This window comes from Mucilaginibacter sp. OK268, assembly GCF_900103125.1.
GTDB lineage: Bacteria > Bacteroidota > Bacteroidia > Sphingobacteriales > Sphingobacteriaceae > Mucilaginibacter.
The window spans coordinates 536,720-557,095 of the sequence record NZ_FNJV01000001.1 but is presented as its reverse complement, the minus strand read 5'-3'; the positions used below and the strand labels follow the sequence as shown (position 1 = coordinate 557,095).

Sequence of the window (20,376 nt, the reverse complement as noted above, 5' to 3'; positions counted from 1 at the left end):
TCCTTTAGTTAAATTAAAATCTTGCATTGATACCAAAAATAAAATCACGTGTCTGTTCTCCTGCGCTGATACCTACGCCACGATAAGAACTGGCATTGTTTCCGTCGAAACCGCCTACGTTACCGCTTGCATTCGCCGGCACAGGCCCGATGCCGCTGATCGACTCTGGATCAGGTACGGAAAAACCATGATTGCGAATAGGCGCGTAAATAATAAACGGATTTGTAACATTCGCATAAACACGTAATGAGGCCACGCCCAGGCGTTTTAGCACACTGGCTGGAATAGTGTAACCCAAGTTGATACTTTTTGCACGGATGAAAGAACCGTCGAAATACTGCAGCGTGGAGTAAAACTGGCTCTGGAACTGGTTGTTGGGCATAGGCCATTCACCATTAGGGTTAGTCGGGGTCCAATAATCAAGTACCGGCTGATTGTGGCGTCCCAGATTCAGAAACTGCCATCCCCACACGTTTGAATTTGACGAAGAAACATAGGGAACCGTTGTCATAAACTTCATGCGGCCTTGAATAACAATACTCAGATCGAAGTTTTTGTAATTAAAACGATTGGTGAACCCAAATGTATATTTCGGCTGCGGAGACCCCAGGATCTGATTGTCCTTGGCATCAATCTTACCATCGCCATTCAGGTCCTGCACCCGGATTTGTCCAGGATATTGCAAGGGGGAAGTTTGTCCATTTACCGGCAGATATACCGTACCACCGTCAGAAGCACTTTTTGCTGTATTAACGCCCTGCGAATCAGCTATCTGCCAGATGCCGATTTTACGAAGATCATAATAAACGGTGAGCGGAGAACCCACAAACTCACCCACGCCTATATTCTGTATACTGCCGTTTGGTAGTTTAACTATTTTTTCACGGCTGAACGCGATGTTGAAATCCGTAGACCAGTTGAACCCTGATGCGTTTCGGATGTTTACACTGCTCAATGATATTTCCAGACCTTTATTCGCGGATTCACCCAGGTTGCTGGTTTGCGACCCGGCTCCGCTCGTTGCGGGCAGAATATTGTTCAGGATGATACCGGTCGTCTTTTGATGGTACACTTCCACCGAACCTGTCAGGCGATTTTTAAAAAAGGCAAAATCCAAAGCCAGGTTCGTTTCAGCAGTACGCTGCCACGTTAAGCTGTTGTTTACTAATGATGTCACCAATACCCCGGAAGCATCGCCCGATGAGGCACCACCATACTGATATTTATTAGAGGTTAACTGGCCCAGGGTGTTATACGAAGAGGCACTGACGGTGTTGGACGTGATGCCATAACCGGCACGCAACTTCAGGTTATCGACAAAGTTATAAGCCTTCATGAACGATTCGTTACTGACTACCCATCCCAATCCAATGGAAGGATAGCTGGTCCATTTGTGACCGTCGGCTAAGGCTGAGGCTCCGTCCGAACGCATCGTCGCCGTCAGGTTATACCGGTTGGCATAGGTATAATTTATCCTCCCAACAAAAGACAGTAAGCCCGTCTCGTTCCAGCTGCCGCCGAAGCTGTTGAAGGTTCCGAGATTCAGGTTGGCGTTTTTTACCGCATCAGACGGAATACCGGTTGCACTCATATTGGAATTTTCGGTATGTGATTTTTCCGATGTAAAGCCGGCTACAAAATTGATGTGGTGATCATTAAAAAAGGTATTGTCATAGGTGAGCAGGTGTTCCTGATACAGGCGGTAAGCATAATTGTTGGTCGTACTCGCGCTGGTCTTGGCGATGGTCAGGATATCCACACCGTTTATACCGTTATAGACCCCCTGCAATGATTGCGAAAAGTTATAATTAGCGCTATAGCGGTAGGTCAGGTGGCTAAGCGGCTTTACCTCCAGATAGACAATATCATTGTTAAGAAAACCTCGCGTATAGTTATAAAACGTGTCGGGATTTTGACCTTTAAGAAGGGGGTTACGGGCAGACGCATCCAGTTGCCCTACCAGGGGGGTAGGATTAATAGAACCATCGGTATTATAAGGAGAGGCAAGCGGGCTAAACCATTGTGCGGTGCCGTATTCGTTTCCCCCCCCACTATTGATCAGCCTGATACTACCTAAAATACTTACACCAAATTTAATATAGTTGTTGATCTTGTGATCAATGTTCGCATTCAGCGTAATTCGCTTAACGGAATTATTCGGCTCCAGACCGGTGCTGTTCCGGTAAGCCAGACCAACGTTAAATTGTGTCTTTTCGGTGCCACCGGACACGCGCAGGCTCTGATCCCATACCTGCGCGGGTTTGGTCAATAAATCAACCCAGTTGGTATTAGTCCCATCCTTAAGCGCCTGTTGTTCGGTGGCCGTTAACGGGTAGGCTTGTGAAGGGCCATTACTTTGCATGATTGATCCCTGAAGTGCATCGGTTTTGAGTTGTGCATATTGTTGACCATTCAGCGTTTTAAGCTGGCCTTCCAGCGTGGTAATACCGTAATAGGTGTCATATGCTGTTTGTGTTTGACCAACTCTTCCACGATTGCTCGTGATCAGGATCACCCCCCCGGAGCCCCGCGACCCATAGATAGCTGTAGCGGACGCACCTTTCAGCACCTCCACGCTTTTAATATCATTCGGGTTGATATTTTCAATAAAATTATAATAAGGCACGCCATCTAAAATAATCAACGGGCCATCCGCACCCGGATTACCGATCGTGCGGTTACCCCTGATCGTTATCGCGGGGCCATTATTCACATTATTAACTACATCAAGACCAGCCACTCTACCTTTTAGCTGTTCGAAAACGTTGGCAGAAGGTACTTCCTGAAGTGTCTTGGCGCTTACAGACACAACGGTACCGGTTACATCCTGCCTTCGCAGCGCGCCATAACCCACGACAACCACCTCATTCAGGTCTTTATTATTTTTGGTTAGGGTCACTGTTGCCAAATTGGGTTTATCGGGATTGATGATTTTTACCGCATCCACATAACCAACAAAGGAAATAGTGACGCTGTTGGTACGGGCCGGAACATTCAATGTAAAATTACCGTTGAGGTCAGCTGTTGTTGCTGTGGTAGTTCCGGTGATCCGGATGGTAGCGCCCGTAAGCGGCTCCCCTTTCTCATCCACCACTTTTCCTTTAAGCCCGATTGTCTGCGCATGAGCAACAGTGGATATTCCATTTAACAATATAAAGGTAAGCAACAGTGTGGGGCATTTTAATTTAAAAAGTTGAAGTATTCTCATATAATTGGATTTATAATTAAAGTTCAGATTGTTTTCATCTGCTCGTCCTGGACGAGCAGGTTTACGGTATTATCTATGTCTCCATGGTCTTCTATTAAAATAAAGTAGTTAATTAATCCGCTTCCGCGGCTACGCAAAGGATGTCAATTACACTATGCAATCGATATCACAACATGGCTCAATAATTCCCCGTTTACAGAGGTTAAAAAAATGATTTACGGCTTATAATTATAAATTTTAGTGCAACGCACACGGTTGCGGCTGAATTGCTAAGTTCAGTGGTTTCGGCTTTCTCCTGTAGAACTTTTCGGCAAAATATTATGACAAATGTTCATTTCAAGCGCTTTAGACCGCTGTTATGACGAAAATGGCAGCCGTTCCCGCTATTCCGGAAAAATAACCTCCTCCTGCTACTTGCGGCCTTCTTTTCTTTAAGGAAATACGATTTAATCATTTGTTGCATATTTCAATTCAATCGTGACATTTCGTCACGGCGAATAAAAATATTTTTGTTCTATCAGTAGTCACTGACATTTACCAATTATTAACCAAAATCTAATCATCATGAGAAAAAACTTATGGCAACTGGCTTGCCTGGTCCTGCTGTTTGCTGGTTGTTCAAAAAACGAAAACACCAAACCGCGCACAACTGAACCTACGCCCGACCAAACACGGAAAGCACAAACCACGGCCACTACCGGCACAGCCGCGATAGATGCAGCAACGGAACAACAAACCATTCAGGGGTTTGGCGGTGCAAGCATCCTGACCTGGATAGCCGACCTTACTCCCACTCAGCGTACCGAAGCTTTTTCGCCAACCAGCGGCATTGGTATGAGTATACTTCGTGTAATGGTTCCTACAAGCAGCAGCAACTTTGCGGCTGAAAAACCGACCATTGATGTAGCCAAAAGTTATGGCGCCAAAGTAATCGCCACGGCTTGGAACGCTCCCTCAAGTATGATGACAGGTGTCAATCTGAATACCGCATCATACGCTGCTTACGCGGCTCACTTAAATTCGTACAACACCGCGGTGGGCGGCGTTTATGCGATTAGCCCGTTCAACGAACCCAATTTGTCGGGTACCGGCTGGATGGAGGCAACCGCCACGGAAGTAGCTAACTTTGTAGCAGCACAGGGAAGCAACTGCGGTGCACCAATTATGGCTCCGGAGCCCTTTAATATGGATCAGACATTTATTAACGCCTATTTAAGTAACGCAACTGCCAAATCAAAGACAAGCTTTGTTTGCGGACATATTTATGGCAAGACGCCTTACAGCTTAGGCAGCATTGGTAAATCAGTTTGGATGACGGAACACTTTACCAACTCCAGTGTGAGCGGTAATGACTGGTCCAATGCTATGAACGCTGCTAAAGAAATTCACGACTGTATGGCTGCCGGATATGCTGCCTATACCTGGTGGTATATTCGCCGAAGCTACGGCCCTATCGACGAAAGCAGCAATATTACCAAGCTTGGGTATGTCATGGCGCAGTATGCGCGCTATGTAAGGCCTAACTATATGAAGGTATCCTGTACAGCTAACCCATCCACCGGGGTTTACGTTACCGCGTACAAAAGCGGCAGCACGCTGGTACTTGTTATTGTCAATCAGAATACGGCAACAACAAACCAGGTATTTAGTTTGAGCGGCATTACGGTAAGCGGATTCAATCGTTATTACACCAACAGTTCCTCAAATCTGGCATCCAACAGTTTTAGCGTATCGGGCAGCAGTTTTAACATTAACCTCACTCCCTCAAGTATAACGACATTGGTCTCTAATTAATGACCGAACATTGAACGGCCTGAAAAATTTTCAGGCCGTTCAATGTTCCAGGATGCTTGCCCGCTGATGGTCTCCTTTTGCGGACATTTCATGACCAACAAGTATGCGAGCAAAACCTTAGCCGCCTGTTTTATCCGTTTCGATTGAAAAACAGTAGGCTGGTACCGTTTTGCTATCGGAACATCCATAATTTTATATTTTAGTTTTCGGTCGGTTAATTAGGATCGCAACAAATCATCTGCAGTGAATTGATCTTTTTGTCGAAGGACTATTTTCCATACTCAGGGTGATGCCGGTTTGTAACTCGTAATAACTTATGTACTTAAAGAAGATTGGTATACCCAGACATTATCGGGGAAGTGGCCCTAAAGTTGCTTTAGAAATTTAACGGGTGCCAGATCCTATCATCAATGAGTATTTGCATTTATCTACATTGCCATCATGAATTACCATTTTGCGCCGCATCTGCTTTTGCGAATGCCTGTTAAAACCCCAGTTGACTATATCGGGGAACAACAAAGCTTTCTGGATGATGAATTTTTTCGCACAGCGATAAAAGTCGCCACACCCGCCTTTTACGCTGTCCTCGATCACCATCAGTTTCAGGGTATAAGGCTATCGGAAAAAGAAACGATTACGGTACAAAAATACATCAACCGTTATTGTTTTCGTCCAACGCCATTCGGCCTTTTCTCTTCTGTATCATTGGTGAACTGGGTAGACAAGGCCGACAGCGATCATTCCCCGGCAAATTTCAGCGCTGACATCCGGACCGCCATGCCGTTGCAAAATATGCTGGGCAACTACCTGCTGGAATACGAATTGAAAGATCAGGCAAGGTTTGAAAGCAATCCGTCCATTTACCGGGTATTAAATGAATACCGTTTTCTTAGAGTGGGATTGGAAGAAGGAGGTAAACGGCGCGAATACCAGCTACAGTCCATTGCTTTCTCTAAGTTACTCAAGGACCTGCTCAACCAATGCGCCAGAGGATGTTCCCGGCAGGAAATCGTCAGCCGAATTGCAAGGTCCGCTGACTGCCTTCTTCATGATGCTGAAGATTATGCCGATTTTCTGATCGAAGCGCAATTACTTATCAACCAGGATCGCATGTCAATTAACGGTGCGGATTACCTAACGCGACTGGCCGGCAAGCTTAATGAAAGCCCGGTAAAACATGATCTTCTAAGTATCCTGGACCGGCAAAGCAACGAAAAAAACATTCTTAATCCTTCGTTAATCGAGCAATTGGAGCATGATCTTAACGCTCTACTCCCAGAAAAAGAAATGCCACAGGATAAACTAAGTGTTATTTTAAAACGCGAAGGTGCGACTGAACAAGTGGAAATGAGTTGCCGGAGCCAGCTTCAGAATGGCTTTAGTGCGCTGGAATTGCTTTCTCCAACCAGGCAGTCAACCAGGATGTCGCAGTTTATTACTTCTTTTCAACAGCATTTTGAAGGTCAGACATTACCCCTGTTGCAGGCGCTTGACCCTGAAGCCGGGGTTGGCTATCAGTACCCTGAAACCGAGAAAAACAACCCGCTCCTCGAAACGTTGCATATCTCTTACGGTAACCAGCCAAAACCGCACGGAACCTGGTCCCCAGTTCATAGTATGCTGATGGAATCCTGGCTTCGGGATAAATCAGCCGATCCGGTAATAAGGTTGCAGGATACCGACCTGGAACGCTTGACCGTCACCGATAAACCCGAGCCCATATTGGGCATGTCGGTTCTCTTTCGCATTGCGGAAAATAAGGTGTTCATCGAGAATGCGGGCGGCATTAATGCACCTGCTTTAATGGGCCGGTTCACGGTAGTCAATGAAAGAACCGCCTCGGCCGCGAAGCTGATGGCTCGTCAGCTGGAGGCACAAAATCCCGATCTTATTTTTGCCGAATTGTTGCACCTGGCCGATCCGCACATTGATAACGTGAATCGCAGAGCTCATATCTATCATTACGAAATACCAATCACAGCCGCATCTACCTTACCGGCAGAACAGCAACTTCAGCTTTCCGACCTGTATGTGCGGATTATTAATAACAAGGTGATGCTTTTTTCCGAGCAGCATCAAAAGCTCGTGATCCCCCGCCTGACCTCGGCCTACAATCACAGCCTGAATCAACTGCCCTTATTTCGTTTTCTAGCGGACCTGCCTTATCAATACGGGCGGTCAAACCTGGGACTGGACATGCGGCAGTTTTTTCCTGGCCTGAGCTTCTACCCGCGGGTTGAGTATAAGGATACCATCTTAAGCCTGGCAACGTGGATCATCAAAGTGCAGCACATAGCAGAGTTACAGGGTGACCTTAAGGACATCCGCAAAGCGTTTACCGCACTAAGTACACCTATCCGGCTACCACGTTATTTTTCGCTTGCGGAAGGCGACCAGGAATTGGTCTTTGACGGGCAAAGTGAGCGTGATATCGTTTTTTTCTGTAACTGCATCCGGCAAAAGAAAGAAGTGGTGTTAAAGGAGTTCTTGAAACAACCGGAAGTAAAGCAATATAACGCTTACCTGTTGCCGGCCGAACCGATTGTCCTGCCAAAACCAATTAATCTGCGCACATTTAAACCCAAGCAGCAGCGCAAATATATTCCGGGTTCCTCCTGGCTTTACCTGAAAGTATATGCACCAAAGATCGGTGCCAACCGACTGCTCCTGCGGCTGGCCCCTTTGCTCAATAGGCGCTATGGTGGGCACAAGATCGGTCAATGGTTCTTTATCCGTTACGAAGACCAGGCGCCACACATTCGCCTGCGGCTCAAAGTAAATCCTGATTCGATCAGCGAAATACTTCAGGCCTTTAAAACGAAACTGGAAGGCCCCATCCAGCAGCATGTAATCCGGGAATTCCAGATCGATGTCTACAACCGTGAACTGGAACGTTATGCTGCAGGCGGCATTGAAAATACCGAGCACTTTTTTTGGGCCAGCAGTGAGCTGGTGTTGCATTTCTTAAAACAGGCGAGGACAAAAACGGTTACCGGCACCCATATATTTGCGCTTTATTCAGTTGTCGTCATGATCAGGGCATTCATCGCCGATCCGGAGGAGCAGCTTGACTTCACGCTTATCAGCTTTCAACAATTCCTGACGGAGTTTACCGATAAACCCATTAAGGTTGATCTGGATAAAAAGTACCGTGAGCTTACACCCGGAATCATATCGGCATTCCAGGCTGCCGACCCGGGCATTCTCAGCGGTTCCCTGAAAGCAGGTATCAGTTTCAGTCAAAGCTTGCAGGTCATATCAAAATATTCGGGAAAAATACCGGATTTAGATTACCTGCGCAGCATTATTCACATGCATCTGAACCGGATTTTCACAGATGAATCCCGCAAACAGGAAATGATCTGCTACTACCTGCTGCATAAATACCTGCGTTCTGTAAAAGGCAGGCATAAACGATCCGTAATGGACCGGTTAACAGTTTGTTTTGACCAAGCGCTCATGTGGGCGAAACGCAAAAATAAAATCAAATAACACCGCGTTTCAGGAGACCCGATTCGTTTTAATTAAGCGGGCGTCCATAAAATCCAGAAATTTCTGTTTGTAGTGGTCTCCAAGGCCCAGAAACTCGCCATTGTCCAATCTAATCCGCGCTCGTTCGATCACTTTTACAAAATTAATATTAACGATAAAAGAGCGATGAATGCGGACAAATGTCTGCCTGGGCAGATGACGTTCGATTTCCTGTATCGTTAAGTAAGTGATATGCTTTTCCTTTAACGTATGAATCTGGATATAATTAACCGCCCCCTCTATGTAAACTACTTCGTCGAATCTAATTTTTACCATTCGGCCCTTAACTTCACTTTTTATATTGAAGAAATCTTCCATACCAATTTCTTCATAACCCGGTCTTTTTATTTTTCTTTTAGCTTTCTGTATACATTTAGCAAAACGTTCGTAATTGATCGGCTTTAACAGGAAGTCAAACGCCTCTTTCTCAAACGCCTGTAGGGCATATTCCGGGAAGGCTGTCGTAAATACCACTGTTGTGTACAGGTTGACCATCCCAGCCAGCTCCATCCCGGAGAGCTGACGCATATCGACATCAATAAAAGCAATATCCGGCGCGTTCCTGCTGGTCAGCTCGTCGAGGGCGATCAGCGGGTTTTGATTCGAACCGATCAGTTCCAAACCGGGTGTGAGTTCAATATATTCTTTTAAAAGGGTTATCGCGTCGGACTCATCATCGATGACATAACAGGTGAAATTCATAAGCTTAGGGTTAGTGTAACTGAAAACTCGTCACTTCTATCCAGGATATCCAGCTGAAACCGGTTCTGGTAGAAGTTAATCAGTCGTTTTTCAATATTTTTCAGACCAAGGCCCCCTTTTGGGTGGGGGCTTCCTGATCTTTTTTTATTCCTGGTTTCAAAAACAAGTAAATTATCCTTATGTTCCAGTCTGATCACGGCAGGTTTTCCAATCTCTCCGAGATCTCCGTGCTTCATCATATTTTCAACAAGCGTGATCAAGATCAGCGGCAGGATCCTGACACCGGAGAATTTTCCTTTCTTTCTGAATTTGAGAAAGAATTGTTCCTGAAACCTAAGGTGACTCAACTCGATAAGTCTATTGATTTGTTCTATTTCATTGTTTAACAAGACTGTCCGTTTGTCTTCACTTGAAACCAACGAATAGCGCATGATCTCCGCTAAGAGCATAACCCCTCTCCCTGCCCTGTCCGACAAATTATGGATGGAATTATAAATAAAATTCAAAGAATTAAACAGGAGGTGCGGGCTGATCTGATTTTGCAGGTAGGCATTTTCTGCCGTGATATATTTGTTCTCCAGTTCGAGTGCTGCTGCTTTTGTCTTCAACTGCTCGGTTTTCATCGCGTGGTTCTTTTCTTTAAACCTCATCATATAGAGCATAGACCAATAAGCGATGCTGAATCCTATAAAAAATATCTCCCGCCAGATATTTGTCAACCAAAGTTTTTCATTGACAAGATTGACCGTCAGGCTTAAATGCCTGGCTCCCGATAATATACGATCCAACTCCAGCTTGATAAAGAGATAGGTGATAATTTCTAAAAAAATTAAAACGCTTGATACCAGATAAGGTTTCCTGGTTTTAAAAAACGCAAAGTCAAGAATTACGTGGGCATTAAAATAAAACAGGCAAATATTCAGCAGATAGAAAATCAAGTAATGAAATGCAGATGGGTTTAAACCTACGGTAATTTGTATGAGAGACAGCTCATAACCAATATATAATACCCATGCCAAAAGGTGCCGGAAAATGATCACTCGCTTTTTCATTAGCTAACTGAATTGATCTATCATAATAATGTCAACTGGCGGTTTCTACATCGCGCAATCGGCTCTCTGCGTAATAAAGTTCTGCGCCTTTCTTTGTCAAAATAGCTTTGGTCAAAATATCAAAATCATGAAAAATATAAGACCAAAGAAGTTTAACAAAAGGATCAATACCATCTGTGATTTCAACAGCGAAAATTTAAGGGGTTCATTTTCCGATATAAATAATCCGACGGAGACCGATCCGACAACCGCCACAGTGACCATAGTCATCACTACCGCCAATGCGGGGATACCAGCCAAACATTAACGTAAAGTTAATTAATTATTAAAAACATCCCTACTTACGCCTAAAAATCGCTCATTAGAACCATTTTCCCTTATTTTTTAGGTTTTGATTAAATCGGAATTATATCATTTGGAAAAGCTTATCGGAGACCTACTTAAAGGAGCCGAGGAAACCGATAAAACCGGCTTTCACTTAAAACTCGCCGCTCAGCGAAGAAACATAAAATCCCTGTGCACAAACATGAAGGAAAAATGGGTACATGAGCTTTTCAGTTCCGCGAAAGACCTGGTTATCACCAGGTATGTACAATACCACCAGGCTGGTCTTACCCAGTTATCCAATCAAATCAGCAATATAATACCGGCTGCTGATACGTTTGCAAAAAAGAAGAAACCCACACCGCCATATGATGAGCAAATCCTCAACGAGTTAGAACAGCTTTTGGATTTTCTTCAACATCAATGCTATTCCTATTTCGACCCGGACTATAAAACGACGATTTACAACTGCCGCCAGCAGTGCGGAAAGTTGGCCGGGTACCGGCGGGATATCATTTCACATCCAGCGGCTGGGATTGAACCGGCGCTGATCGGCGTTATTGACATTTCGGTAGAGGAAATGATCGCTGATGCTTTGCAGTCCGGCCTCTCCTATCGCCAGGCCGAACACGCGCAGAACCTCTTAGGGACCGTTCAGCAGTTCATCCATGCGCCAGGGGGAACTACAACCGACCAACTGGCCCGGGTACTTTACCGGCAAAACCTGAACACTCTGCATCTTTTATACTGGTACCAGGACTATATCCAGTCCAATTTAAACCAGTTACCCGACAAAGCTGACCGGGAAACTTTCATTGTGCAGCAAATTAAAACACTATCAACCATTGCTGTTAACCCGGAGAAGGCATGGCAACCCGAGCTTTTATCCGTCGACCTGGCTTTGTTACCCTGGCTTTATGAAAAAACAGAAAACCAGGACCTCCGAAGCAGTTTATTAATCAAAACGAATGTTCCGGTTCGCTTGCCGCTCAATCTCTCCGTGCCGCAGTTTGCCATGTTTATTCGTATTTTCTCGCAGACAGGCTGTTTTCCGGATACCAATGTCTCCAAAATAACCCGTTTTTTTTCCCGGCACTTCAGCACGCGAAAGCAGGGTAATATTTCTCTAAAAAGCTTCTCCCGGGCATTTTACGGCCTTGATCAGACTTCCGCTGCCGTCGTACGGGATTACCTGCAAAAGATGATCAATTATGTTCATAAAACTTATTTCCCTGAATTAAAACAGAAAGGCTGAACTATGAAAAAATGATTACCTGTGCGGCTTTGTTTGTGATACCAGTTTCTGTTAACCGGTGACAAGGCCCTTTACCTAACGGTTAATTATGATGATAACTAAATTTAGCGAACGGCTTTATGCAGATCTGAACAGGGATCTGAATGCCCTGGTACTGGAAGAAGACCAAGTGATCAAACGACTGGAAAAATCCATACACGCCTGCTTAAAATACCTGCGAAAATTGAAAGATTACTGCAAGTTGAATAATCCGGGAACGCCGGCAGAAGAGATCGTGTTCTTCAAACATATCAAGCCCAAATTCAAGTCCCAGCTCATTTTCTACCAATCGTTGCTCCATATCGAGATCCGAAAGCCCATTGGTGACGGAAAGGTTGTGGCCGAGTATTACGCCAATGAAATCAGGGTCCTTTATCATTTCTTTGAGAGCAACCTCTCTTTTTATCAGTATGTCCGGACCCAGGCAACCTATCTGGATGAATATTACTTTGTCCGGGGAAATTACGACGTCCATCTCGACCCTGATCAATGCGTCATTGACTTTGACCCAACTTTCAGCACTACTCATGATCACAAACTGGCACAGGTTTTAGCCAGCGAGCTGATGCAGGAATACCTGGAACATTCCATACAAAAGATCAATCAAAAAGAAGCCATCGTGCAGATCGACTCCGAATTCAGGGATTTTAACTGGAAGCAAACCAAATGCGCCCTGATCGAGCTCATCTACAGTTGGCATGCAACAGAAGCCTTTGGCAAAAAAAACCTCAAAAGCATTGTCAAATTCATTGAGAAGAGTTTTAATATCTCGCTCGGGAACTTCTATGACACCTATGACTGGCTCTGCGGACGACCGAGCCCAACGGTTTATATCGACGAAATGAAGGAGGCTTTCCTACTCCGGGTACAGAAAAAATTCAAGTAAGAATCTATGGATCAAAGCGGCTAAACGCCGCTTTTTTTATATCAAATAAAAATAGTTGCACTCCGAGTCGGATAAACTCGGAGTGTTTCGGGGCGGGTGTTTCCAAATTTTGTCCTGTCGCCGGCAGTAATGGAACTGCCGCCAAAATCTCACATTATGCTACACCAAATTTCATGGTACACCTACGCGGTCAGCGTCCTTTTTATCATCGCGATTTATTACCTGTATGTCGGGCTGACCTTTTACCACGCCGAAATCCAGGGGTTCATGGACAAGCTGCTCGGCAGGCAACCCACATTAAAAAGTTCCGGCCGGGGAGACCTGGAATTCGCTGACTATGCGATCATCGGTAAAGCCCAGGCAGATGATATAACCTTTGTCGACCAGGAAGAGCTTTCCTTCGGGCCGCCGGACAGCCCGGACGAATGGCCAGACGAAGACCCCACGTCCGCCATCCTCCCGAGTGGAAATTCCAGCCGGTTGGTTGGTGATTTTTCTGAGATGGTCTCTGAAGTCAAAACACTGATCCGCGTCATCAACGAATCCGGTGAGAGCAAGGAGAACTTCGAGATGCTTTTCCGCCTGATCATACAAAAATACCCGTCCTTATCCGGAACAGACTATCAAAGGCAGATCAATGATTTCCTGCTGGATGAAGGCGCTGCCCAGTTTCCCTTTCCTCTATCGGATGCCGACTTAGCAAACTATTGGACAAACGAAGATTAAACCTGCTGTTATGAAAAAGCTGTTTTTAAAAAATAGAAATGAGCGACTGGTCGCAGCGATCAAAACATCCATCATACTCGCGTCGCTAATCGCCCTGAATTACCAGGCCGCGATGGCACAGGATGGCAACGCCGGGATCAACCAGGCAACCTCCGAGGTTAAAAGTTATTTTGATACGGGTACCAAACTCATGTACGCTATCGGAGCAATCAATGGCCTGGTCGGCGCTATCAAAGTTTATAAAAAAATGGGAGACGGAGATCATGATACGAGTAAGATCGCGTCCAGCTGGTTTGGGAGCATGATCTTCCTGGTGATCGTCGCCACGGTTATCAAAGCATTTTTAGGAATTTAACTCATCAACAGAAAGGATATCAACGTATGCCTGTCTATCAAATCAATAAAGGAATCAATAAACCGATCGAATTTAAGGGGCTTAAGGCTCAATATATCGGTTACCTGGCCGCCGGGTTAGTAGCGCTGCTGTTTTTTTTCGCCGTGTTATACATTTCAGGATTGCCCATAGTGATCTGTATTATCCTGATCGGGGCCCTGGGTGGCATCCTGTTTTTCCAGGTATTTAAGCTCAGCCATAAATACGGCCAGCACGGCCTGATGAAATATACCGCTAAACGATACCTGCCCGGTTACCTCAAATTTAATTCACGTCAAGTATTCACCCGATTAATCCGTTGATCATGGCCCTATTCACCCGTGCTGAACAAGTTTTTCCCGTTTATAAAGTCGAGCATGACTGCATGGTTTCGGTCCAGGGCGACCTGACCATTGCCTACCAGGTTTTTATGCCAGAGATCTTTACCCTCTCAGATGAGGATTATGAGACCTATCACCAGAGCTGGATCAGGGCGGTTAAAGTATTGCCCAAACACAGTATTGTCCACAAGCAGGATATATTTATGAGGAATAGCTATACCGGAACGCGGGGTATCCAGGCCGGCTTTCTCACTGCGGCCGCTGACCGTCATTTCAGCGGCAGGCCATTCCTCGACCATACCTGTTACCTGATGCTGACCCAAAAGGCCGATGACCGGAAACCAGCTACCAGTGGATTTTCAGGCATCCTGCGCAAAAGCGTTACACCGAAGCAAACCATTGACGACCGTTCGCTACCGGCCTTCCTGGAGAAAGCCGGACAATTCGAACGTATCCTTGGTGACAACGGATTTATCCAATTAAAAAGGCTGGACAATGAGGCCATAGCAGGCACCGAAAAAAAAGCGGGTATACTGGAGCAGTATTGTTTTCTGCTAAAGGCAGATGAACGACCTATGCTCAAAGACATTCACCTCAAAGACCGGCTACAGATTGGAGACCAGCATGCCCAGTTGTTCACCCTGGGTGATGCGGAGTACCTGCCATCCCTTTGCGGGAGCAGGATCAGCTATGACAAGTATAGTACCGACAAAACTAAATTCCCGATCGGATTTGCTACGCAGCTCAACCTCCTGCTGGACTGTAATCATCTCTATAATCAATACTTTTTTATTGGTGACACCGGAAAAACGCTCAAACAACTGGAAGCCAAAAAACTGCGGTTGCAATCCCTTTCCGCCTACAGCCGTGAAAACGCGATCGGCCGGGACGCGACCAATGATTTCCTGAATGAAGCCATTGGCCAGCAACGGCTGCCGGTTAAAGCCCATTTCAATGTCATCGCCTGGACAGACAATCGCGCCGATTTACAGGGCATCAAAAATCAGGTTGGTTCGGCCATGGCGCAGCTCGGTGCCAGCAGCAAACAGGAATCAGACGGGGCGGCGCAGATATGGTGGGCCGGTATACCTGGCAACGCGGCGGACTTTCCGGGGAACGACACTTTTGATACTTTCCTGGAGCAGGCCACCTGTTTTTTAAACCTCGAAAGCAACTACCGGTCCGATCCTCCTGCCGAGGGTATCCGGTTTTGCGACCGGCTAACCGGAAAGCCGGTTTTCGTCGACCTTTTTGACTCGCCTCGTAAAAAAGGGATCACCTCCAATTTAGGTATGCTGGTTTGCGGAACATCCGGCGGCGGCAAGTCTATGACCGTAAACCATATTCTCCGCACCCTGTACGACCAGGGCGCTCATTGCGTCACGGTAGATATCGGGGGCAGTTATAAAGGTTTATGTGAACTGGTGGGCGGTTATTACTTTACCTATGAGGAAAGCAACCCAATTAAATTCAACCCGTTTTACCTGCCCGATGGACAATCACTGGATACCGAAAAAAAAGAGAGCCTGAAGGCTTTGCTCATTACCCTCTGGAAACAGGAAAACGAGAGTTTTATGCGGAGCGAGTACGTGGCGCTCTCCAATGCTTTACAAGGCTATTATGAACACCTCACTGCGCATCAACAGCACTTGCCGGGTTTTAATTCCTTTTATGACTACCTGGAGAGTCATTATGTACAGGTCCTCAAAGCGCAGCGGGTCAAGGATAAGGATTTCGACATCGACAATTTCCTCTACGTATTGCGGCCCTATTACCGGGGAGGTGAATTTGATTACCTGCTGAACGCCCATGAAAACCTCAACCTGCTCGATCAGCGTTTTGTGGTCATCGAGCTGGACGCGATCAAAGACCATCCGATCCTCTTTCCGGTGGTAACGCTGATCATCATGGAACTGTTCCTTTCCAAAATGCGCAAATTGAAAGGTGTCCGGAAAGTACTCACCATTGACGAGGCCTGGAAAGCCATCGCCAATTCCGGCATGGCGGGATTCATACAATACGCGTTCAAAACCATGCGCAAGTTCAATGGCGTACCGAATGTTGTCAGCCAAGAACTGGATGACCTGGTCAGTTCGCCCATTGTCAAGGATGCGATCATCAATAACGCGTCCATTAAAATCCTGATGGATATGCGCAGCTACATGAACAAATTCGATAAACTTCAGGAAACGCTCGGGATGTCAGATAAAGGCAAACAACAGGTTTTATCGGTCAACAAGGATAACCGGGAGATCTATATCGACCTGGGCGGGCAGGTGATGAAGGTTTATAAAAACGAACTGTCACCCGAGGAATATTACGCCTATACCACCGAAGGGACCGAACGCGTCCTGGTCCAGGAATATGCCGCGAAATACGGCAGCATGGAAAAAGGCATCGCCGCGCTGGTCAGTGAAAGCATGAAAACAGTATAAATTAAAATCAATTCATATGAAAACGTTCAAACTTCTATTACTGTTCGTGTGTGCAATCACCATCATGGGTTGCAACAAGAGCGATTATTCTGTTTCCGGCGTATACGTCATGAGCTTCAAAAATGAGTATAGCATTGCCACGGATACGCTGGTTATACAATCCTATAACCTGGCTGCCGGCACTTATCAGGTGGAAAGACGAGATGGCTATCACCGTATACGCGATGGGAAGACCTTACCAAAAGAATACCGGCAAGAGCACTGGATGGCAACTTTTGATAAAGACAAACAGGTTCTCCAGGAGACTATCTACGGACGGCAAATCTATATTAAGGACGACGGTCGTTCCCTCTCTTTTGGCGGAATCTACCGTAAGATAGATTAAAGCATTATCAAAATTGGTTGTTCAAATTTACTTCTGTCATCTGGCGGGAGAAAGGGGGATTTTTATGAAAATTTTAAAGATCACATTACCGGTAAGCCTGGCCATTATACTGGTTTCCTTTGATGCGGGAAGAGCAAACGCACAGATTGTGGCCGCCGAGGTCATCAAGCTTACTGTAAGCCGGGTTATCAAAGCGATCGATCTGAAAGTTCAGCGAATGCAGAACCAGACGATCTGGTTACAGAATGCGCAAAAAGTACTGGAAAACCAACTGTCTAAATTAAGGCTCGCGGAAATTTCCGGTTGGTCCAGTCAGCAACAACAGCTTTACAGCAGCTATTATGACGAGCTCTGGAAAATTAAATCCATCATCACCTATTACCAGCGCATCAAGGACCTGACCGTCAAACAGGTGGCATTGGTGAAGGAATATAACCAGGCCTGGGGCATGCTCAAAAGGGACAAACATTTTAACCCTGCGGAGCTATCCGCGATGCAGGAGGTTTATGGCGGAATCCTGAATGCCAGTGTACAAAACCTGGATCAGATCCTGCTGATCGTGAAACGTGATAAAACCCAGATGACCGACGAGCAACGACTGGAACTGATCAATCACGCCGGGGATCAGCTTGATGAGAACTACAGCGACCTGTGCAGGTACAATACCCAAAACAAAATGCTCAGCCTTCAGCGCAGTAAAGATCTCGACGATACACAAACAACAAAAGCATTGTATGGAATCCATTAACCACATCAGCCGGCAGTCCGCCACGATCAGGCGGCGTGCCCGTACCTTACTGGTCTTTTCCCTGTTCACAGCGATCAGCACCGGGATGTCAGCTACAGGGAAAGCGCAAACATTCGCGGAATGGTTCAAACAGAAAAAGACGCAAAAGAAATACCTGGTACAACAGATCGGGGCCTTAGCGGTGTATGCTGACTACCTAAAAAAAGGATATCGTATCGCTACAAATGGACTGGGTTCCATAACCGGTTCCTTAAAAATGGAGAACGGCCAGCATACCGCCTATTATAACCGGCTAAAAACAGTCGATGGCGAAGTCAAGAACAACCCCATGGTGAATGATATCCTTACCTGGCAAAAGGACATATTGAAAAGACTGGCTGTGATCGGGCGGACAACTGGATTAACACGGGAAGAGCTAAGCTATCTCAGCGGGGTACGCGAAGCCGTTTTAAAAGATTGCGATAACCAGATCAACACCCTGCAAAATTTGCTCCATAACGGAAACTTGGAAATGAGTGATGCGGAACGGATCACACTGATCAATAAGGTGCATGCCTGTATGCAGGACAATTACCGGTTTACAGCTGGATTTACAGCACAGGTTCAAATATATGCAGGGCAACGGCGGCAGGAACAAGGTCAAGCCGCACTGACAAAGCGGCTTTACGGGATAAACAAATAATGAAGATGATGAAAAAGCACCTTTCGATATGGCTTACTACACTGCTTACCGGCATCGGCGTGCTTAGTGCCACTCCCGGCCAGGCACAGTCATCCGAAATGCAGCAATTGCTGCTGGATATTGAAAAGCTGACCCAAATGAAGGCGATACTATCGGATATGAAAACCGGCTACCAGATCTATCAACAGGGCTATGGAACCATCTCGTCCCTGTCCAAAGGAAACTTTGATCTCCATCACATGTATATTGACGGCTTGATGGCGATCAGCCCGGCAGTAAGGAATTATGGCCGCGTAGCCGAAATTCTGGCTATGGAAGCCAGTCTGATCAGCGAGTATAAACGAAAAAAAAGCCTGTTCCAGCAAAGCGGGACCTTTAGCGCCGCTGAACTCAGTTATATGAGTGAGGTATATGCCAACCTGGTTAACAGTACACTGGAAAACGTCGAGGAATTAACCACCATCATCACGGCCAACAAATTACGGATGTCCGATGCCGAGCGGATCAAAGCGATAGACCGTATTTATGCCCGGAGTTCCGATAAACTTCAATTCCTGCGGTACTTTAATATCCAGGGGGTCGCGCTATCCATTCAGCGTGTGAAGGATGCAGCGGATACGCGGACATTGAAACAGCTTTATGGCTTAAACAATTAATAGCACCATCATGAAAAAAACAATAGGAATAACCGCCTTATCAGCGGTAACAGGGATATTTTTTCCTTTATTTTCTCATGCCGAAGGGCTGGCCAGCGATGTCCAGGGATTGCAGGGAACCTTAAACGGCGTTTATAATGACATGCTGCCCATGTGCGGGCAGCTGATCAGTGTAGGCAAGGCCATAGCCGGCTTTGGTGCCCTATGCTATATCTCGGTGAGGGTCTGGCGACAGATCGCCAGCGCCGAGCCCATTGATTTTTTCCCGTTGCTTCGCCCCTTCTGTATTGGGCTCGCAGTCATCCTCTACACTGTACTGGTTATACCGGTATTCAACGGGGTAATGGCACCTACCGTGAGCGCTACTGCCGGCATGGTTCAAAACTCCGACGCGGCTATTGAGCGGCTACTCCGGGCCAAGGATGAAGCGGTAAAAAAAACGGATGCCTGGCAGGCCTATGTGGGCATTAATGGTAATGGTGATGAGGATCACTGGTACAAATACACGCACCCGAATGATAAAAGCGGAGCAGGCAATACCGGCATGCTGAACAGCATGAGTAACAGCATCAAGTTTGAGATGTCTAAGGCCTCCTATCAGTTTCGTAATTCGATCAAACAATGGATGTCGGAGGTTCTGCAGGTATGTTATGAAGCGGCTTCTTTATGCATCAATACCATCCGCACCTTTTATCTGATCGTACTGGCTATTCTTGGCCCGATCGTTTTGGGCTTATCTGTTTTTGATGGTTTTCAGCATAGTCTCACCTCCTGGCTGGCCAAGTATATTAATGTTTTCCTATGGTTACCTGTCTCCAATATTTTTGGTGCGATCATCGGTAAGGTACAAGAGAATATGCTGAAGCTGGATATTACACAGGTTCAAAATGCCGGAGATACCTTCTTCAGTTCGACGGACACCGCCTACCTCATTTTCCTGATCATCGGGATCATCGGTTATTTCACCGTGCCCAGCGTCGCTGGCTATATTGTTCATGCCGGTGGCGGTAACGGGCTGCTTCAAAAGGTCAATTCGATGGTCAGCCATGCTTCCAGTACAGCCATGCAGACAGGATCCGCAACAAGCGGCCGTATGCAACAGGGCGCAGCGAACCTGCTTAAGGCACCCGGTCATTTCATGGAAGGCTATAACGGGGCAGGCAGCAACAGTCAATCGGATAGATACCAGGAACAAAAGCTATCCGGTAAATAAATCATTCACCATTAAACTTCTCCATT

At 46.2% G+C, this 20,376-nt stretch carries 18 protein-coding genes; 14 read left to right on the top strand and 4 right to left on the bottom strand.

Annotated features, from left to right (window positions below; translation table 11 throughout):
• Nucleotides 1-13: 13 nt before the first annotated feature.
• Complete coding sequence (locus tag BLR84_RS02235) at nt 14-3,208, bottom strand: SusC/RagA family TonB-linked outer membrane protein (protein WP_090463711.1); 3,195 nt, start codon at nt 3,206-3,208, stop codon at nt 14-16.
• 564 nt (nt 3,209-3,772) lie between these two features.
• Between BLR84_RS02235 and BLR84_RS02230 the strand changes: the two genes are divergently transcribed.
• Nucleotides 3,773-5,002 (top strand): glycoside hydrolase, encoded by a 1,230-nt coding sequence (locus BLR84_RS02230; protein ID WP_090463708.1) that lies wholly within the window; start codon nt 3,773-3,775, stop codon nt 5,000-5,002.
• On the opposite strand, the gene BLR84_RS02225 is transcribed toward BLR84_RS02230, so the two are convergent.
• The gene (locus tag BLR84_RS02225; RefSeq protein ID WP_090463705.1) at nt 4,999-5,190 is read right to left on the bottom strand and encodes a hypothetical protein; all 192 of its coding nucleotides are present in this window, start codon (nt 5,188-5,190) and stop codon (nt 4,999-5,001) included. The two genes, BLR84_RS02230 and BLR84_RS02225, sit on opposite strands and share 4 nt — an antisense overlap.
• A gap of 253 nt (nt 5,191-5,443) precedes the next feature.
• On the opposite strand from BLR84_RS02225, the gene BLR84_RS02220 reads away from it, so the two are divergent.
• On the top strand, nt 5,444-8,494 hold the full coding sequence (locus BLR84_RS02220) for a lantibiotic dehydratase (protein ID WP_090463702.1): 3,051 nt from the start codon (nt 5,444-5,446) through the stop codon (nt 8,492-8,494).
• A 9-nt stretch (nt 8,495-8,503) separates the two neighbouring features.
• Here BLR84_RS02220 and BLR84_RS02215 read toward each other — a convergent pair whose 3' ends face one another.
• Nucleotides 8,504-9,235 (bottom strand): LytR/AlgR family response regulator transcription factor, encoded by a 732-nt coding sequence (locus tag BLR84_RS02215; protein WP_090463699.1) that lies wholly within the window; start codon nt 9,233-9,235, stop codon nt 8,504-8,506.
• The gene (locus tag BLR84_RS02210; protein ID WP_090463696.1) at nt 9,232-10,287 is read right to left on the bottom strand and encodes a sensor histidine kinase; all 1,056 of its coding nucleotides are present in this window, start codon (nt 10,285-10,287) and stop codon (nt 9,232-9,234) included. Before BLR84_RS02210 ends, BLR84_RS02215 begins: the two co-directional genes overlap by 4 nt.
• A 127-nt stretch (nt 10,288-10,414) precedes the next feature.
• On the opposite strand from BLR84_RS02210, the gene BLR84_RS02205 reads away from it, so the two are divergent.
• From BLR84_RS02205 to traJ, 12 genes are all read left to right on the top strand, one after another.
• The gene (locus tag BLR84_RS02205) at nt 10,415-10,594 is read left to right on the top strand and encodes a hypothetical protein (RefSeq protein WP_090463694.1); all 180 of its coding nucleotides are present in this window, start codon (nt 10,415-10,417) and stop codon (nt 10,592-10,594) included.
• Between the two features lie 108 nt (nt 10,595-10,702).
• A complete protein-coding gene (locus BLR84_RS02200) occupies nt 10,703-11,866 on the top strand; it encodes a hypothetical protein (protein ID WP_090463691.1) in 1,164 nt (387 codons plus the stop codon).
• A gap of 88 nt (nt 11,867-11,954) precedes the next feature.
• Entirely contained in the window at nt 11,955-12,791 is an 837-nt protein-coding gene (locus BLR84_RS02195; RefSeq protein WP_090463688.1) for an RteC domain-containing protein, read from the top strand.
• A gap of 156 nt (nt 12,792-12,947) precedes the next feature.
• Nucleotides 12,948-13,517, top strand: coding sequence for a hypothetical protein (locus BLR84_RS02190; protein ID WP_143013805.1), 570 nt, complete (start codon nt 12,948-12,950; stop codon nt 13,515-13,517).
• A gap of 10 nt (nt 13,518-13,527) precedes the next feature.
• Nucleotides 13,528-13,872, top strand: a complete 345-nt coding sequence (locus BLR84_RS02185) for a DUF4134 domain-containing protein (RefSeq protein WP_090463683.1) — start codon at nt 13,528-13,530, stop codon at nt 13,870-13,872.
• Nucleotides 13,873-13,898: 26 nt separating this feature from the next.
• Entirely contained in the window at nt 13,899-14,213 is a 315-nt protein-coding gene (locus tag BLR84_RS02180) for a DUF4133 domain-containing protein (RefSeq protein WP_090463681.1), read from the top strand.
• Between the two features lie 2 nt (nt 14,214-14,215).
• Nucleotides 14,216-16,666 carry a TraG family conjugative transposon ATPase gene (locus BLR84_RS02175; RefSeq protein WP_090463678.1) on the top strand — a complete coding sequence of 817 codons (2,451 nt, stop codon included), beginning with the start codon at nt 14,216-14,218 and terminating at the stop codon, nt 16,664-16,666.
• A gap of 64 nt (nt 16,667-16,730) precedes the next feature.
• Nucleotides 16,731-17,051: a hypothetical protein gene (locus BLR84_RS02170; RefSeq protein ID WP_090463675.1), complete on the top strand. Its 321-nt coding sequence runs from the start codon at nt 16,731-16,733 to the stop codon at nt 17,049-17,051.
• Between the two features lie 64 nt (nt 17,052-17,115).
• Nucleotides 17,116-17,799 (top strand): conjugal transfer protein TraI, encoded by a 684-nt coding sequence (locus BLR84_RS02165; RefSeq protein WP_090463673.1) that lies wholly within the window; start codon nt 17,116-17,118, stop codon nt 17,797-17,799.
• Nucleotides 17,786-18,481: a hypothetical protein gene (locus BLR84_RS02160; protein ID WP_090463671.1), complete on the top strand. Its 696-nt coding sequence runs from the start codon at nt 17,786-17,788 to the stop codon at nt 18,479-18,481. Before BLR84_RS02165 ends, BLR84_RS02160 begins: the two co-directional genes overlap by 14 nt.
• Nucleotides 18,482-18,489: 8 nt before the next feature.
• Nucleotides 18,490-19,137: a hypothetical protein gene (locus tag BLR84_RS02155; RefSeq protein ID WP_090465731.1), complete on the top strand. Its 648-nt coding sequence runs from the start codon at nt 18,490-18,492 to the stop codon at nt 19,135-19,137.
• 10 nt (nt 19,138-19,147) lie between these two features.
• Nucleotides 19,148-20,350 (top strand): conjugative transposon protein TraJ, encoded by a 1,203-nt coding sequence (gene traJ, locus BLR84_RS02150; RefSeq protein WP_090463669.1) that lies wholly within the window; start codon nt 19,148-19,150, stop codon nt 20,348-20,350.
• The last annotated feature ends 26 nt before the right edge of the window (nt 20,351-20,376 follow it).

Coding starts and splice junctions, on each gene's coding strand:
- BLR84_RS02180 (WP_090463681.1), top strand. CDS start 13,899: ATGCCTGTCTATCAAATCAATAAAGGAATCAATAAACCGATCGAATTT.
- BLR84_RS02175 (WP_090463678.1), top strand. CDS start 14,216: ATGGCCCTATTCACCCGTGCTGAACAAGTTTTTCCCGTTTATAAAGTC.
- BLR84_RS02215 (WP_090463699.1), bottom strand. CDS start 9,235: ATGAATTTCACCTGTTATGTCATCGATGATGAGTCCGACGCGATAACC.
- BLR84_RS02220 (WP_090463702.1), top strand. CDS start 5,444: ATGAATTACCATTTTGCGCCGCATCTGCTTTTGCGAATGCCTGTTAAA.
- BLR84_RS02225 (WP_090463705.1), bottom strand. CDS start 5,190: ATGGATGTTCCGATAGCAAAACGGTACCAGCCTACTGTTTTTCAATCG.
- BLR84_RS02195 (WP_090463688.1), top strand. CDS start 11,955: ATGATGATAACTAAATTTAGCGAACGGCTTTATGCAGATCTGAACAGG.
- BLR84_RS02190 (WP_143013805.1), top strand. CDS start 12,948: ATGCTACACCAAATTTCATGGTACACCTACGCGGTCAGCGTCCTTTTT.
- BLR84_RS02160 (WP_090463671.1), top strand. CDS start 17,786: ATGGAATCCATTAACCACATCAGCCGGCAGTCCGCCACGATCAGGCGG.
- BLR84_RS02210 (WP_090463696.1), bottom strand. CDS start 10,287: ATGAAAAAGCGAGTGATCATTTTCCGGCACCTTTTGGCATGGGTATTA.
- traJ (WP_090463669.1), top strand. CDS start 19,148: ATGAAAAAAACAATAGGAATAACCGCCTTATCAGCGGTAACAGGGATA.
- BLR84_RS02155 (WP_090465731.1), top strand. CDS start 18,490: ATGAAAAAGCACCTTTCGATATGGCTTACTACACTGCTTACCGGCATC.
- BLR84_RS02235 (WP_090463711.1), bottom strand. CDS start 3,208: ATGAGAATACTTCAACTTTTTAAATTAAAATGCCCCACACTGTTGCTT.
- BLR84_RS02185 (WP_090463683.1), top strand. CDS start 13,528: ATGAAAAAGCTGTTTTTAAAAAATAGAAATGAGCGACTGGTCGCAGCG.
- BLR84_RS02165 (WP_090463673.1), top strand. CDS start 17,116: ATGAAAATTTTAAAGATCACATTACCGGTAAGCCTGGCCATTATACTG.
- BLR84_RS02230 (WP_090463708.1), top strand. CDS start 3,773: ATGAGAAAAAACTTATGGCAACTGGCTTGCCTGGTCCTGCTGTTTGCT.
- BLR84_RS02170 (WP_090463675.1), top strand. CDS start 16,731: ATGGGTTGCAACAAGAGCGATTATTCTGTTTCCGGCGTATACGTCATG.
- BLR84_RS02205 (WP_090463694.1), top strand. CDS start 10,415: ATGAAAAATATAAGACCAAAGAAGTTTAACAAAAGGATCAATACCATC.